The organism is Campylobacter sp. CFSAN093241 (assembly GCF_012889595.1).
Lineage (GTDB): Bacteria > Campylobacterota > Campylobacteria > Campylobacterales > Campylobacteraceae > Campylobacter_D > Campylobacter_D jejuni.
In genome coordinates, this window is sequence record NZ_CP040612.1 from 1,394,061 (window position 1) to 1,409,512 (window position 15,452).

Consider the following 15,452-nt stretch of genomic DNA (forward strand, 5'->3'; position numbering starts at 1 on the left):
TTAATACTTATGCTCCTCTATTATCATTTTAATAAATTTAACAATCCCAAAAATCAAAGATAATACAATAAATGCTGTTAAAATATCATAAATTCTTTCAGGATATTTTGCGCTTTCTGGAATATCTGGACTTTGAATGATGACAAGTTGTTTTATTTTTCTTAATGCTTCTATTCTAGCACTTTCATAAGCTTTTAAAGCTGCTTCATAAGCTTTTTGCGCAAAAGTAGCTTCTATAGTTAGATCTTGAAATTTAGCAGCCAAATCATTAAGCTTTTGAGAAGAATTGTTAGCTGAAATTTTAGATTTTTCCCTTAAAAGCTGTTTTTTAATCGCTTCAATTTCTGCTTTAAGTGCTACTACTTCAGGTGCTGCATCATTCATATAGCTTTGTAAAGTTAAAAGTTTAGCTTCTTTTTGAGCTAAATTAGTCTCAATTTGCGCAACCAAACTTGCTTTAGCTTCAGCTTGTTTCAAGGGATCAAAAACCCCATATTTATTTTGAAAAGCAATCAAATCATTTTGTGCTTTTTGATATCGTTCTTTGTATTTTTGTACTTCATTTTCAGCAAAAGCCATTTGTTCTCTAGCTGCTTTATGAGAGATTTCGTTGATAAACTTTTCGCTTTCTTGCATAATAGTTTGAGCAATCAAATGAGCTGATTTAGGTGTAAAACCTTCTACTTCTACCTGCAAAAGCTTAGTAGTTTCATCCGTATGCACCTTAACTCTTGCTTGGTAATATTTAAGATAAGATTCTATCGAACTTGAATCCCAAATTTTAAAAGGCAAATCTATATGTTGTTCTTGATAAAGACTTTTAAGTTTAATTTTCCCATCTAAAATTTTTAACATATCACTTGATTCTATATAACCTTTTAGATAATTTAAATCTTCGCTTGCTGTAGAAGTACTACCAAGCAAAGACAAAATTCCACTTGTTTGAGCACTTTCTCCACTTGTTGATCTAACATCTAAAATCATCGTGCTTACATATCTTGGTGCTGCAATCAATGTATAATAAATCACAACAAAAATCATTATAAACCAAACAATTTTAAAAGAATCAAATATACTTAAATCTTTGATTTTTTCTAATAAAGTTTTATTTTCTTCCATTAAACTTTTCCTTGATATACAGCTATTCCTTCATCTACATCATCATAAACCGTAATTTGTCCATTTTTCATATAAATTATTTTATCACACCATTCTTTAATTTCAGCTACATTATGAGATACCATAATCACCTTTGATTTGCTTAATCTTTCTCTATATAATTTCACGCTTTTTTCCCTAAAAGCAGGATCTCCAACAGCTCCAGCCTCATCGATCAAATAATAATCAAAATCAAAAGCCATACTAAGTCCAAAAGCTATCCTAGCACTCATTCCCGAAGAATAAGTCTTCATAGGCTCATCAAAAAATTTTCCTATTTCAGCAAAATCTTCTACGAATTTTACTTTTTCTTGAAGTTCTTTACCCTTATATCCATACACCCTAGCTACAAATTTAGCATTATCTCTGGCAGTTAAAGAACCTTGAAAAGCTCCATTTAAACCCAAAGGCCAAGATAATTTTTTATTAGTAATTATCTTGCCACTATCAGGAAGCTCTGCTCCGCTTAAAAGTCTCATGAGAGTGGACTTGCCTGCGCCATTATATCCCATTAAACCTATGCTACAATTTTCAGGAAATTCAAAAGTAAAATTTTTAAAAACATAATGCCTTCCACCACTAAATAAAGGATAAGATTTAGTTAGATTAATTAGCTTTATCATTCTTTTTTTGCCGCCGTTAGAGCTTGTCTATTATAGTAGTAAATAAAAAGCCCTATAAATAAAACAAGTAAAATCCAAAATATAGCATAAAAATAACTATATTCATCTTGCAAAGGATAATTTTCAAAAAAATTAAATCTTAAAAGCTCCATTATGTGAAGCAAAGGATTGTAATAAAATATATCAAGTAAAGGACGAGGAGTTAACCAAGTGGGAAATATAATCCCAGAACTCCAATAAAATACTATACTAAAATAAGCTAATAAAGTTCTTAAAGGTTCTACAAAGTGCCAAACAATAGCGAAACAAATCCCTAAAGCAAAAGCTGAGCATATGAGTAAAAAAATACAAAATAAAACTCCAAGTAAATGAACAGGAAATACATCGAGTCTAAAGAACCACCCTGCAAAAAAAAGCACAGTGATAAAAATCACAAAATAAATACAAAACTCGAGTAAAGTTCTAGCAATAAATACATGTATAGGTTTTACAGGTTTATAGGCAAACAAAGATAAATTTGCCCCTATTCCATTCATAAGCTGAGTTACTATACTTCTAAACATAAAAAAAGGCATAATGCCTGAAATCAAAAACATAAAAATAGAAATTCCTTCAGGCATAACTTGATGATGATATTCCCTAATAACAGTTCCTATAATAGTCACCAAAAGTACAACACTCATAGGCTCTCCAACTACCCATATATATCCAAGATACCTATTTTTTCCAAATCTAGTTTTTAACTCTCTAAAAAATAAAGCGTGAATTACATTTAACATTTATTTTCTATACCTAACAATTTACATAAACTATAATCATAACTCATTTTTTTAAACAAAATCATAAAAATTTATTTTTTACAAAACTCAAGCTTTTTACTAAGTCCTAAAGCATTGTTAGTAAATTTAAGCCAAAAAAGCTCTAAGGCATAAATTTTTGCACTTTTATCAAGTTTAGCAAAGGGAAATTTAGAAAAATAAATTTTCATTTGCTCCTTACTTGCCATTTTAAACTCGGCCTTAGCTTGCACACCTTTTAAAAAGGCTATTTTACTTTCTTTGGCTATATTAAGTGCTATACTTGAATTTTCACTGGCTAATCTTATATGCTTAGTATCTTCATGAGAAGCGATAATAAAAGCTAAATTCTTCTCATCAAAAGCATAAAAAGCACTAGCTGTATAAACACCTTTTTCATCAATCACAGCCCAAGATAAAAGTTGCTCATTTTTTATAAATTCTAAAATTCTTTCATCCATGATTATAAAAATTATACTAAAATATTTTTAAAAATAACCGATTTTATATTTTATAAACTATAAATATAAGGGGAAGAAATGCAAATTGATGCTAGCAAAAACCAAAGTTTTTCGATGGATTATACAACAAAAAGTGGCAAACATTTAGCCTTATCTATGTATGACAATCAAAGCGTGAGTTATGCAAATAATGAAGAAGGTAAAACTCTTAATCTTAAGCGTCAGTATGGCTTTAGCTTTACTTTTGAAGGCTCTAAGCTCACACAAAATGATCTTGATGAGATTAAAAATGCTATGAAAGAAGTTGAACCTATGATCAAAGACTTTTTAGCAAATTCTAAAGTCGGAGAGTTAAAGCCAAAAGAAATTATAGAATCAGCTATGCAAATGGCAAATGTTCTACCAACACCAAATGATGAAAACCATCAAAATGCTATTATGAATAATTTTACAAATAAACTCAGTGATTTACTAAAACAAAATCAAACAGATGATAAAGATATCAATGCTTCCATGCTTGAAGATAGCAAAAAACTTCTTGATGAAGTTTTAGAACAAATGAAAAAACAACTTGAAAAACAGCAAGAAAAAGCCAAGGAAAATCAAGATAAGACAGATGATAGTTTAAATCTTTACGCTTAAATCATATAATATTAAAAATTATCAAGGAGTTTTTAAATGACAAATATCGAAATTTTAGAAAATATGCTCAAACTCCAACAAAAACTCAACGATGAAACAAACGGCTTAAATTGGGAAAATGGCTACACCAAAGAAGGAAAACTGATCAGTTGGAGACGCTGTATTTATATGGAATGTGCAGAACTTATAGACTCTTTTACATGGAAACATTGGAAAAATATTTCAAGTCTAACAAATTGGGAAAATGTGCGTATAGAGATTGTCGATATTTGGCATTTTATTTTAAGTCTTTTACTTGAAGAGTATCGCGATAAAAACAATAAAGATTTCAAAGCTATAGCCACAGAAGTTAATGCTGTAAGCGTGTTTCAAGATTTTTGCAAAGAAGAAGAATACCCTAATGAGGGTGATATTTATGGTATTTTAAATGATATAGAGCTTATTATCCATAAATGCAGTGGTTTTGGATTTAATCTTGGAGAATTACTTTCAACCTATTTTACCCTAGCTATTAAATGTGGGCTAAATCTTGAAATTCTTTATAAGACCTACATAGGTAAAAATGTTTTAAATATTTTTAGACAAAACAATGGTTACAAAGATGGCAGCTATAAAAAAACTTGGAATGGCAAAGAAGACAATGAAGTTTTAGCTCAAATTTTAGAACAAGAGCTTGATTTTGATACTATTTATAAAAAACTAGAAGAATGCTACAAAAAGGCATAATTTGGATATTTTAAAACTTGCAATCAAAGATTTTTTAAGTCTTAAATTTTTAAAATTTGCCTTAATTCCTTTGATTTTTAGCCTTATACTGATGCTTTTTTTAGGAGTACTTGGCTTTTCGGCCTTGCTTGATTATTTTAATTCTTTATTTAGCGTTGGAGAAGATTCGTTTTGGGCGTGGTTTTATGCTCTTCATTTTGTACAAATTTTAATCACCATCATAAGTTTTTTATTTTCAGGTTTTATTGTTGTTTTTGCTTCGGTTTTTTTAGCCCTTTTTATCACTTCTTTTCTTACTCCTTTTATCGCTAAAGAAATCAACCAAAAATATTACCATTATGATAATACAAACGAAGTTTCAACCTTAAAAACTATCTTTGAAATTTTTAAAATATTTATAAAATTTATAGGGATTTTATTGCTTTGCACCTTGGCTTTATTTTTACCTTTTATAAATATTTTTGTATATTATCTTGCTTTTTATTATCTCTTTCACAAACTTTTAATGATTGATGTTACAAGCACGATTTTAGACAAAGAAAGTTTTAAAAATTTTCATTCCGATTTTTCGCCTTTAGAGTTTAAATTTAGCACTCTTTGTTTTTATCTACTCTCATCAGTACCACTTTTAGGACTTTTTTTGCAAGTATTTTTTGTGATTTTTCTCACACATTTAAGCTATCAAAGAATTTTAAAACTAAAAGCTAAGGCTTGAAATATCGATTTTATGATTATATAAATAAGCTCTTAAAAGTCTTGGAATTTTAGCTATTCTACACTCTTCTTTGAAATTTTTAGGTAATTTTTGACAAGTTTCATACTCAAAAACAATAGCTTGTTCGTTTTTATATGCAAGTGCTATTTTACCACCTAAAACACAATCACCCTTTAAAAGCTCTTTTCTTTGTGCCGTGCTTAAAAGCAAACCTTTCATTTTCACCGCTCTAGCAATCAAGCTTTCATTTTTAGGGCAAATAAGAAGTCCTTGAATTTCTTTGATATTTTCAAAATCATAAAGTTTTTTCCTGTCTTCATCAAGATAAGAAAAACTTCTTTTTAAACCCTGATGAAATTCACTCACAAAGGCATTAGAGAAATTTTTTCTTATATAATTTCTAAAATATTTTTCATTTTCATTACTTTCATCATGGAAATAAAAAATATCTTTTTCTTTTAAAAAAGATGAAATTTCATCTTTACTTATAAAGAGTAAAGGGCGTAAAAGTGTATAATTTGAGCGTTTTTCACACTCTTGCATACCTAAAATTTCAGCCAAACCTGCGCCTCGTGAAAGTTGCATCAAAAACCATTCAAATTGATCGTTTAAATGATGGGCTAAGATAAGATGGTCATAACCTTGCTCAAGACAAATTTTTTCAAAAAAATCATAGCGAAAATCTCTGGCTTTTTTTTCAAAGTTACTTTGAAATTTAGGAGCGTGTTTTATGAAAATTTTTTTATGAAATTTTAAAGCAAGTTCTTTGGCTTTTAACTCTTCTAAATCACTATTTTTTCTAGTTTTGTAATTTATCATCACAAGATCAAAGTCGATCTTTTCTTGCATTAAAAGATAAAAAAGCACACTAGAATCACTTCCATAAGAAAAAGCGAGTAAATTTTTACCCCTTTTTAAAAGGGATAAAATTTCATCTTTAATTTGCATCTACTTTTCTTAAAGCCTTAGCAAGGAGCTTTTTATCAAGGTTTTGTAAAATTTCACATTCATAAATTTGCCCCATTTCTAAATTTCCACATTCACTTTCATTGATAAGAATTTCCCCATCAATCTCTCTATCCCATCTTAAATCTTTAGCTGCGATGAAAAACTCTCCCTCACTACTTTTTCCTGTGCAAACTACTAAACGCTTTTGCCCTACTTCTTTTTCAAAACTTTTTTCTATGACTTCATCAACAATTTTTTCTATGATTTTAAGCCTTTTATTGATCACTTTAAAAGGCACTTGCTCCATATCAAAAGCAGCCGTATCTTCTTCCTTAGAATACGCAAAAACGCTTATCCTATCAAAACCAAAATCTTTAACAAACTCACAAAGCTCTTCAAAATCCGCCTCACTCTCACCTGGATGTCCTACGATAAAGCCCGTGCGTAAAAAACTATTTGGCGCACTTTTCATTAAATTTAGCATTTCTTTAAGTCTTGTGCTATTTGCCCCACGCTTCATGATTTTAAGCATATTATCACTTATGTGCTGCAAAGGCATATCAAAATAATTTACAAAAATTTCAGAAGCTATAATGCGTTTGATCAAAGCTTCACTCGCGCTCGTAGGATAAAGATATAAAATTCTAGCCGCTCTTATGCCTTTGATTTTTTCCACCTCATCGATTAAGCGTATAAGCCCATCTTTTTCACCCTTATCAAACAAATAAGAACTCGTATCTTGTGCAATAAAAGAAAAGTCCTTATAACCTCTAGCTACCAAATCTTTAAGCTCAGCTATAATGCTACTTATCTCGCGAGATTTTAACTTGCCTTTAAAACTTGGGATAGCACAAAAAGAGCATTTTTGATTACAACCTTCGGCGATTTTTATAAAAGCATGGGAATTTGAACCTGTGATAATACGTTTAGAATTTTCACTTTGCAAATAAGTCGAATTTGAAAATAAATTTGTTTTTTTAAGTATCATTTCATCGATTCTTTCATAATCACCCACACCTGTGAAAAGATCAACCTCAGGAAGTTCTTTCATAAGTTCTTCGCGGTAACGCTGCATTAAACAACCCGTAACCACCAAAAGAGAATCTTTTTTTCTTTGTTCGTGCAAATCCAAAATCGCATTAATACTTTCTTTTTTTGCACTATCGATAAAACCACAAGTATTTACGATTAAAACATCAGCTTTGCTTGGTTCATCGCAAAGTTCATAAGCACTAAGGCGCCCTAGCATGATCTCACTATCGACTAAATTTTTATTACAACCTAAAGACATAAGATAAAGTTTTGACATTTTTTTCCTATATTAAAGTTTTCTTTTGATATAATTTTTGACTTTAAAAATATAATTATAGCAAAGAAATTTTATGGATAATTACGAATTTAGCGAACTTTTAAAAACTTTAAAAAACAAAGTCGGCAACATAGCCTCCATCATCAAGCCTGAAAATATCCAAACAAGGCTTAAAGAAATCGAAGAGCTTGAAAATTCTCCTTCTTTTTGGAGTGATGTTAAACAAGCAGGAATCATAGGTAAAGAAAAAACTAAAATCACCAATCTACTTAAAAACTATGAAAATGCTTTTAATGCTCTAAATGACGCAAGCGAACTTTTCGATCTGGCCAATAGCGAAAACGATACAGAAACACTTGAAGCTTTATTTAATGACGCACCAAAACTTGAAGATACCATCACAAGTCTTGAAATTTCCATGCTTTTAAGCGGGGAAAATGATGGTAAAAATGCCATTGTTTCCATTCACCCAGGTGCAGGTGGAACGGAAAGTAATGACTGGACAAGCATACTTTATAGAATGTATTTAAGATTTTGTGAAAGAGAAGGTTTTAAAGTCGAAACTTTAGACTTTCAAGAAGGCGAAGAAGCAGGACTTAAAGATGTGAGCTTTTTAGTTAAAGGAGAAAATGCTTATGGTTATTTAAAAGCTGAAAATGGTATCCATCGTTTGGTAAGAACTTCTCCTTTTGATAGTGCAGGACGCCGTCATACAAGCTTTTCAAGTGTTATGGTAAGCCCTGAACTTGATGATGATATAGAAATTGAAATCGAAGAAAAAGACATAAGAATAGATTATTACAGAGCAAGCGGTGCAGGCGGACAACATGTCAATAAAACAGAATCGGCTGTGAGAATCACGCATTTTCCAACCGGCATAGTCGTACAATGCCAAAATGACAGAAGTCAGCACAAAAACAAAGCCACCGCTTTTAAAATGCTAAAATCTCGCCTTTATGAACTTGAACTCATGAAACAACAAGATAGTGCTAATACTGGAGAAAAAAGCGAGATAGGTTGGGGGCATCAAATCCGTTCTTATGTGCTTTTCCCTTATCAGCAAGTCAAAGACAATCGCAGCGGAGAAGCTTTTTCTCAAGTGGATAATATCCTTGATGGGGATATCAAAAAAATGATAGAAGGCGTTTTAATTGCCTTAAAAGCGGAGTAACAGGCTTAAAAATAAGTAATTTCTGCAAAATGTCGGTATAAAAAATTAGAAAGATAGCGGGATTTTCCCGCTTGTTTTATTATCTTGCATAAAACCTAAGAGTATCATTCACAGAACAATAAACTCTTTTCTTAAAATCTTTATCGCAATAAACACTCACAACTTTATAGTCTTTTTATCGTTTGGATTTAATAAGAAAACATAGTTTGAGTATGGAGTTTTATCTATTTCTAAATCACGCTTCATTTCTTTAATTTTGCCTTCTGGATTGTTAATATCACTAATTGTTCTGACTGAAGTATAATCATAAAGTTTATAATTTGGATATTTTTTCATAATCTCTTGATTACCTAAATCAAACATAGCTTGATCGTTGCCATTGTTTTTTTACTCGACTAAATCGCCATCGCCACAACCTATAATCAAAGTCATAGCTCCTAAAGCCAAAGCACTTGTTAAAATCTTTTTCATTATTTTTGCTCCTAGTTTTAAAATTAAATTAATATAACTATACCTAAATTTAAAATTTAAATATCATTTTTGCAATAAATTCTAAAGTAAAAATCACGTAAAAATTTAACTCATAATTATTTCACTCAAACAAATTTTTATGCAAAATTTCTTCTAAAACCACAGTAGCATAAGAGCCTTTTTGCAAGAAAAACTCTATACAAAAATGAGCTTTTTCTTCATCATAACGCCATTTTAACTCTTCTAAATATCCCCACATAAAGCGTCTTGAACCTTGCATTTTAGCCTTAAACTCCAAAGTATCTTTAAAAATTTCATTTTCTAAATTTAAGGCCAAACCTTCTCCTGTTTCATAAGCCTTAGCACCGATTAAAAGCCCCATGGCGCTTATATCTCTTGCCTTAAAACGCCCAAGCTCAGCACTTAAATCCTCGCATAAAAAACACTTTCCAAAAGGATAATGCCCTAAAACCTCACCTTTTAAAAGCTTAAAAAATTGTTCTTGTTTTTTAAGTTCCTTAGCTTCTTCTTTAGAAATTTTATAAATTTGGATCAATTCTTTTTCGCTAAAATCATTTGCAAAATGTGATAACTCCACTCTTTTACTCAAATATCGATTAAAAAGCTCACTTTGAAAAGCTGAAATTAAAAACTCTTTCATTTTTACATTTTTCATTTTTTTGCCACGCAAAATTTCAAGCCCTTCTTTATAATTATCCCCAAATTTTCCAAAACGCTGATAACCAAAATAATTCGTAAAACCTTGCTTATCCAAATTCATCAAAGCTTGTTCTAGTTTTAAAGCATCGCTTGGTAAAACTTTTTTTAAGCGTATGAAAAAAGTATTTCCTTTTAAATGCCCTATTCTTAGCTTGTTTTCATGGATAAAAGTTTCTAAAATTTTAAGTTTAGGATGAGAAAAATTTGACAAAAAACTCTCAAATTTTTTAGGCATAGAAAGGTATTGAAAGGTTGATCCTTGCTTATCTTTAAGCCCTGCATAACCAAAATCTCTTATTTTAACCCCGCTTGTTTCGCTTAAAATTTTTAAAGCTTCATTTGTGGTTAAATCTTTTTTATTGATATGCAAAATAAGATGTTCACCCTTACCGCTAAATTCATACAAAGGCCTTTCACGCACTACAAAATCATCGCTATTTTTACTAAAATACGCATTAATAGGACTGTGTTTTAAACTATACAAAGGCTTAAAAATGGTGTTCTCTTCCTCTAAATTCATATTTTCCTTTCACTGCTTTTCCAAAGATATTTAATTTCACGCCGTGTTTTTTGGCTATTGTTTTTATATTTTGACGCTCTTTTTCATCAAAAGCAAACAAAATTTCATATTCTTCTCCGCTATAAAGCGTATAATCATCAAGTTTTTTAAACCAAGAAATACCGCATTTATTTAAGGCTAAAAGTCTTGATAAATCCTTGCTTAAACCATCTGAAATATCCATAGCACAAGAAATTAAAGGTGCGATTTCATAAAAAAAACTAGCTCTTAATTTTGGCTTTATAAATACATGGTTTGGTTTTAAAGTGCCCCCATTTTGTAAAATTTCAAGTCCTTTTAAACTTCGTCCTAATTTTCCCGTATAAGCAAGTAAATGCCCCTTTTTTAAACCTTTTCTAAAAACAGCTTTATCGTTAATCTTTGAAATGATAGTAAGACTAATGTCTATTTTATCATTGCTTATAGTATCACCGCCTATGATTTTTATATTAAATTTCCTAGCTGTTTTTAAAAAACCTTTTTGCAAGGCTTTGATCTCATTTTCGCTTAAATTTTTTGGTAAAGCAAGTCCTAAAAGTGCGTATTTTGGTACAGCATTCATTGAAATAGCATCTGAGATATTAACAAGCATTGCTTTTGTAGCAATTTGCTCTAAGCTAAACCATTCTCTTTTAAAATGCACATTTTCAAAAAACAAATCCTTACTAAAACACCAATCATCAATAATAGCTCCATCATCGCCATTTTTTTCATTTAAAAAAGCTTTGATAATAAAATCTTCTTTGTTCATAATGCGTGATTTTATAAAATTTCCTTTTAAATTCTAGTGAATTTTAGAATAATTTTATATAATATAAAAATATTTAAGGAAAAACCATGAAAAAATTAGAATTAAGAATTTTTAGATTTGATAAAACCAAGGATTATGAGGCTTATTATAAACCTTATATTTATGATAATTATGAAAATTTTGCAAGTTTTTATGATCTGCTTTTGCAAGTTCAAGATGATGATATTTATTTTGATTTTGATAAAGATGAAGATACTTACATAGTTGTAAATAAGCAAATCATACCACTTTTTACACCTTTAGAAAAAATAGCAAAAGAATTTGATTTTAGTCTTTGTATCGAGCCTTTAAGCACAAAAAGAGCCATTAAAGATCTTATCATCGATAAAAATGATTTTTTAGACAAATACAAATATCTTGAAAAATTTGGTGATGAAGAGGATAAAAAACTTTATGCAAAATATGATTATTTATATTATGCAAGTGAAATTTTAGACTATCTTCCTGAATATATGGGCGATGGAGTGTTTTATTTGGCTTCAAAAATGATAGAAAAATATCCTGAAAAAAAGATAGAAATTTTAAAAACTCTAGCAGATAAAGAAAAGGGTATTTTTTATCATCTTGAAAACAAAAATGAAATTTTAGAAACAACGATCAAAAACCTACAAAATGAAATTTTAAATTTAGGGCTTTTTGATAAAAATATTTTACACTTTGATTTACCTAAAACCAATGCTTTTGATAATGAGATCAAAGAACTTAAAGAAATTAAACATAATTTTAAAGATTTCAATATAGCTTTTTATGGTTTTAATGCTTGCGATACCTTAAAATCCAAACTTAAGGCTAAATTTATTTCCTATGAAAACAGTATAAAAAATAATGGCTTTAGCTTGCTTAATCTAAATCCTACGCTAAGCTATAAAATAGCCGCAGATATTGTTTTGGACGCTTATGATAGCGGGGCTGATTTTATGGTAGTAAAAGAAGAAAAAGATTTTTATCTTTTTGATACTTGTGCTAAAAAACTTATGCAAACAAGTGGAAGGGAATTTGAAGACTTTTATATTTTGAGCCGTTTTGAGTTTTTAGCCCTTATCGAAGGCATACAAGCTCCATCATTAAAAAATCACACTTTAAAGGTTAGTTTGATATGAAAATCTCTTTAGAATGCAAAGATCTCATCATAGAAAAAACTTTAGAACTTTTTTTAAAAGATCATTTGGTAATGAAAAAAAATTGTGATTTCATCATTAGCGATGAAAAAATTTATACCGCAAAACCCTTATTTATCATCTCTAAAAACTCTCCATTTTTAAGCATACCATTTAGCAAAGAAGCCTTGTTTGAGTCTTTAAATGAATTTGATAATGCCTTAAAAGCAGCAGCTTTGCAACTTGCACTTGAACAAAAAAGACTGCTTGAAGAAAAAATTGACGCTATTGCTTTGGAATTTAAAAAAGATTATGAAAATAAAATCGATCTTGCCATAAAAGATCTTAAAAACAAACTCGTAAAAGCACTTAATGATGAATGATGAATTTATAAGCGTTAAAGACTTTTTTAATCACAATGAAAAAAGAAAAAAATTTCTTCAAAAACAAGAAATTAAACCTCCTAAAGAAAAAACAAAAAAAACTAAAGAAACAAAGCTTTATACAAATATAGAAAGTGGTAAATACAAAGGGAAAAAACTACTTTTACCTAGTCTTACAACAACAAGAAGTACTAAAAGCATAGTCAAAAGTTGTGTTTTTAATGTAATAAGAGAAGATTTAAGAAGTAAAATTTTCATTGAAGCCTTTGGAGGAAGTGCTTTAATGGCGGCTGAAGCACTAAGTAATCATGCTTTAAAAGCTTATGCTATAGAACTTGATGCAAAAGCTTATAAAATTGCTTTAGAAAATGCTAAAAATATAGATCCAAATTTAGAAGTGATCCATGCAAATACTTTTGAAATTTTACCTAAACTCATAGAAAATTCAAAAAATGAAATCATCTTATATCTTGACCCACCTTTTGATACCAGAGAAGGTTTTAGCGATATTTATGAAAAAATTTATCATTTTTTAGAAAATTTAGATTTAAAGACTTTAAATTTAATCATTTTTGAACACCACTCAACCATAAAAACTCCCGAAAAAATCCAAAATTTTCAAAAAGTCAAAGAAAAGAAATTTGGATCAACTAGCTTAAGCTTTTACGCTTCTTAACTTACTTGGAACACTTCTTGCTTGATCTATCATCAACAATAGATTAAAGGAAGAATCCATGAGAGTTTTAACGATATTTTTACTCTTTATGACAAGCATTTTTGCAGTGCAAATCAAGGATGTAGCAAACACTGTAGGTGTAAGAGATAACCAACTTATAGGTTATGGACTTGTTGTAGGGCTTAATGGAAGCGGCGATGGAACAAGCTCTAAATTTACACTACAATCTATCTCAAACCTTTTGCAAGGTATGAATATCAAAGTAGATCCTAACGATATCAAATCAAAAAATACCGCAGCTGTTATGGTTACAGCCAAACTTCCAGCCTTTGCAAAAAGCGGAGATAAACTTGATATTACCGTTTCATCTATGGGTGATGCAAAATCTTTACAAGGCGGAACACTTTTACTGACTGCACTTCGTGGGATTGATGGTGAAATTTATGCCATAGCACAAGGCTCTATCTCAACAGGAGGTTTAACACCTAGACCAGGAGGAGCAGGTTCTCACTCAACTGCTGCAACTGTAATGGGCGGAGCTAATGTAGAAAGAGAAATTCCACAAAATTTTAGCCAAAACAATGATCTAACCTTAAGTTTAAAAGTAGCGGATTTTAAAACCGCAAACGATATAGAAAGAGTTTTAAATACTGTCTTTGGCGAAGAAGTAGCTAAAGCCATCGACTCTCGCACAGTAAAACTCAAAAAACCTGAAGATCTTTCAAATGTTGATTTTATGGCAAGAGTTTTAGAACAAGATATAGCTTATAAACCACAAAGCAAAGTTATCATCGATGAAAGAACAGGAACAGTGATTGCTGGAGTTGATGTAGAGGTAGAACCTGTTTTAATCACTCATAAAGATATCACTATAAAAATAGATCCAAACAATAACGCAGTAGCTAATCAAAATGAAATCGATATGAAAGATGGTGGTTTTGTAGATCCAAGTTCAAATACCTTAAGAATCAACAATGCCAAAAGCACAGTTGCAAATATAGCTAGAATGCTTAACAAACTTGGAGCAACCCCAAATGACATTATCGCTATTATGGAAAATTTAAAGCGCGCAGGTGCAATTAACGCGGATTTGGAGATCATCTAATGAAAGTGGATAATTTTTTAAATACTTATAGTATGAATAGCGCTTTACTTGATCGTGCAGCCAAAGCAAGAAGTTTAGAATCAAGCATCAAAATAAATGACAATGATATAGTTACAAAGAGCAAAGAAGATGAAGCCTTAAAAGAACAAACGGATGCTTTTGAGGCATTTTTTTTAAAGCAAGTTTTAGATGTATCTTTAAAAAGTCAAAATTCACTCTTTGGAAAAGATGCCAGCGATGAAATATACTCTTCCATGTATAATGATACCATGAGTAAAGCTTTAAGTGGAGGTATGGGTTTTTCAAAATTATTATACGATTTTTTAAAAGAAAGGGGTTAAGTTTTTTAAATTTAGGTCGATATGGTTTGTAGAGGATTATAACTAAGATCAAGGAGGCAGAAATGATCAATCCTATACAACAAAGTTATGTGGCAAATACCGCATTAAATACAAATAGAATAGATAAAGAAACTAAAACAAACGATACTCAAAAAACGGAAAATGATAAAGCGAGTAAAATCGCAGAGCAGATTAAAAATGGTACTTATAAAATCGATACAAAAGCTACGGCTGCTGCGATTGCTGACTCTTTAATCTAAAAACTTTCATTCTCCTTTTTTTGAGAGAGAAAAGGAGAAAATATGCTTAAACAAAGACTTGATGAAGTAAATGCTATCTTAGCAAAACTTATTGCTTTAACCGAAGAAGATATAGAAAATATCAAAGTGGCTAAACATGAGAGTGTAACGCCAAGTGTAGAAGAAAAAAACAAACTTATCGCGGAATTTATTACAGCTAAAAAACAACTTGATGTTGCCTTGGTTGAGCTAAATAATAGCTCTACAAAAGGGCTTAGTGAACTCTTAGATGATGAAGATAAACAAAAACTAGATCTACTTAAAAAAAATCTTCAAAACCTTCATAGTAAAAACAAAGAGTATGCTAAATTTGTTCTTATTGTCAAAGATTTTCTTGATGGCTTAGTAAATAAAATGTTTGATATCAATGATGGAACAAATAATGCTTATGGAGATAAAAAGACAAATCCAGAGTCAATTTTCAAGATCAATGTATAAGG

The 15,452-nt window shown here is 30.1% G+C and carries 19 protein-coding genes and 1 pseudogene; 11 read left to right on the forward strand and 9 right to left on the reverse strand.

The genetic code is table 11. The features are described from left to right. From FBE96_RS07050 to FBE96_RS07065, 4 genes are all read right to left on the reverse strand, one after another. The gene (locus tag FBE96_RS07050; protein WP_002871868.1) at window positions 1-1,119 is read right to left on the reverse strand and encodes a capsule polysaccharide transporter; all 1,119 of its coding nucleotides are present in this window, start codon (window positions 1,117-1,119) and stop codon (window positions 1-3) included. Next, window positions 1,119-1,781, reverse strand: a complete 663-nt coding sequence (locus tag FBE96_RS07055; RefSeq protein ID WP_002871867.1) for an ABC transporter ATP-binding protein — start codon at window positions 1,779-1,781, stop codon at window positions 1,119-1,121. The genes FBE96_RS07050 and FBE96_RS07055 overlap by 1 nt, the downstream gene beginning before the upstream one ends. After that, window positions 1,778-2,560 carry a capsule polysaccharide transporter KpsM gene (gene kpsM, locus FBE96_RS07060; protein WP_002871866.1) on the reverse strand — a complete coding sequence of 261 codons (783 nt, stop codon included), beginning with the start codon at window positions 2,558-2,560 and terminating at the stop codon, window positions 1,778-1,780. Before kpsM ends, FBE96_RS07055 begins: the two co-directional genes overlap by 4 nt. 71 nt (window positions 2,561-2,631) lie before the next feature. Beyond that, window positions 2,632-3,039 (reverse strand): hypothetical protein, encoded by a 408-nt coding sequence (locus FBE96_RS07065; RefSeq protein ID WP_002871865.1) that lies wholly within the window; start codon window positions 3,037-3,039, stop codon window positions 2,632-2,634. Between the two features lie 78 nt (window positions 3,040-3,117). Here FBE96_RS07065 and ciaI point away from each other — a divergent pair, with 78 nt between their 5' ends. From ciaI to FBE96_RS07080, 3 genes are read left to right on the forward strand one after another with little or no spacing between them, the layout of a single operon-like run. Then, a complete protein-coding gene (ciaI, locus tag FBE96_RS07070; RefSeq protein ID WP_002826203.1) occupies window positions 3,118-3,681 on the forward strand; it encodes an intracellular survival protein CiaI in 564 nt (187 codons plus the stop codon). Window positions 3,682-3,717: 36 nt separating this feature from the next. Next, window positions 3,718-4,407 (forward strand): dUTPase, encoded by a 690-nt coding sequence (dut, locus tag FBE96_RS07075; protein ID WP_002851377.1) that lies wholly within the window; start codon window positions 3,718-3,720, stop codon window positions 4,405-4,407. A gap of 1 nt (window position 4,408) precedes the next feature. Continuing rightward, on the forward strand, window positions 4,409-5,122 hold the full coding sequence (locus FBE96_RS07080; RefSeq protein ID WP_002819467.1) for an EI24 domain-containing protein: 714 nt from the start codon (window positions 4,409-4,411) through the stop codon (window positions 5,120-5,122). Here FBE96_RS07080 and tilS read toward each other — a convergent pair. Together tilS and rimO are read right to left on the reverse strand one after the other, a co-directional pair. Further along, entirely contained in the window at window positions 5,105-6,070 is a 966-nt protein-coding gene (gene tilS / locus FBE96_RS07085) for a tRNA lysidine(34) synthetase TilS (RefSeq protein WP_002851521.1), read from the reverse strand. The two genes, FBE96_RS07080 and tilS, sit on opposite strands and share 18 nt — an antisense overlap. Beyond that, complete coding sequence (gene rimO / locus FBE96_RS07090; protein ID WP_002868236.1) at window positions 6,060-7,379, reverse strand: 30S ribosomal protein S12 methylthiotransferase RimO; 1,320 nt, start codon at window positions 7,377-7,379, stop codon at window positions 6,060-6,062. Before rimO ends, tilS begins: the two co-directional genes overlap by 11 nt. 73 nt (window positions 7,380-7,452) lie before the next feature. On the opposite strand from rimO, the gene prfB reads away from it, so the two are divergent. Beyond that, the gene (gene prfB, locus FBE96_RS07095; RefSeq protein ID WP_002868235.1) at window positions 7,453-8,550 is read left to right on the forward strand and encodes a peptide chain release factor 2; all 1,098 of its coding nucleotides are present in this window, start codon (window positions 7,453-7,455) and stop codon (window positions 8,548-8,550) included. A gap of 156 nt (window positions 8,551-8,706) precedes the next feature. Here the strand turns inward: prfB and FBE96_RS07100 are convergent. From FBE96_RS07100 to FBE96_RS07110, 3 genes and pseudogenes are all read right to left on the reverse strand, one after another. Further along, a pseudogene (locus tag FBE96_RS07100) lies at window positions 8,707-9,021 on the reverse strand (hypothetical protein). Between the two features lie 121 nt (window positions 9,022-9,142). Continuing rightward, window positions 9,143-10,261, reverse strand: a complete 1,119-nt coding sequence (gene truD / locus FBE96_RS07105; RefSeq protein WP_002779255.1) for a tRNA pseudouridine(13) synthase TruD — start codon at window positions 10,259-10,261, stop codon at window positions 9,143-9,145. Further along, window positions 10,230-11,051: a thiamine-phosphate kinase gene (locus tag FBE96_RS07110; RefSeq protein WP_002867254.1), complete on the reverse strand. Its 822-nt coding sequence runs from the start codon at window positions 11,049-11,051 to the stop codon at window positions 10,230-10,232. Before FBE96_RS07110 ends, truD begins: the two co-directional genes overlap by 32 nt. Window positions 11,052-11,137: 86 nt before the next feature. On the opposite strand from FBE96_RS07110, the gene FBE96_RS07115 reads away from it, so the two are divergent. The 7 genes from FBE96_RS07115 to FBE96_RS07145 all read left to right on the forward strand — a co-directional run bounded on the left by FBE96_RS07115 (window position 11,138) and on the right by FBE96_RS07145 (window position 15,450). After that, entirely contained in the window at window positions 11,138-12,211 is a 1,074-nt protein-coding gene (locus tag FBE96_RS07115) for a DUF5644 domain-containing protein (RefSeq protein ID WP_002868234.1), read from the forward strand. Continuing rightward, window positions 12,208-12,591, forward strand: a complete 384-nt coding sequence (locus tag FBE96_RS07120; protein WP_002858858.1) for a hypothetical protein — start codon at window positions 12,208-12,210, stop codon at window positions 12,589-12,591. Before FBE96_RS07115 ends, FBE96_RS07120 begins: the two co-directional genes overlap by 4 nt. Then, window positions 12,584-13,267 carry a 16S rRNA (guanine(966)-N(2))-methyltransferase RsmD gene (rsmD, locus tag FBE96_RS07125; RefSeq protein ID WP_002869781.1) on the forward strand — a complete coding sequence of 228 codons (684 nt, stop codon included), beginning with the start codon at window positions 12,584-12,586 and terminating at the stop codon, window positions 13,265-13,267. The genes FBE96_RS07120 and rsmD overlap by 8 nt, the downstream gene beginning before the upstream one ends. Window positions 13,268-13,325: 58 nt before the next feature. After that, window positions 13,326-14,372: a flagellar basal body P-ring protein FlgI gene (locus FBE96_RS07130; protein ID WP_002826014.1), complete on the forward strand. Its 1,047-nt coding sequence runs from the start codon at window positions 13,326-13,328 to the stop codon at window positions 14,370-14,372. Beyond that, on the forward strand, window positions 14,372-14,713 hold the full coding sequence (locus tag FBE96_RS07135) for a hypothetical protein (RefSeq protein WP_002784057.1): 342 nt from the start codon (window positions 14,372-14,374) through the stop codon (window positions 14,711-14,713). Before FBE96_RS07130 ends, FBE96_RS07135 begins: the two co-directional genes overlap by 1 nt. A 62-nt stretch (window positions 14,714-14,775) precedes the next feature. Then, complete coding sequence (gene flgM / locus FBE96_RS07140) at window positions 14,776-14,973, forward strand: flagellar biosynthesis anti-sigma factor FlgM (protein ID WP_002779262.1); 198 nt, start codon at window positions 14,776-14,778, stop codon at window positions 14,971-14,973. A 42-nt stretch (window positions 14,974-15,015) separates the two neighbouring features. Next, entirely contained in the window at window positions 15,016-15,450 is a 435-nt protein-coding gene (locus FBE96_RS07145; RefSeq protein WP_002779263.1) for a flagellar protein FlgN, read from the forward strand. Window positions 15,451-15,452 lie beyond the last annotated feature (2 nt).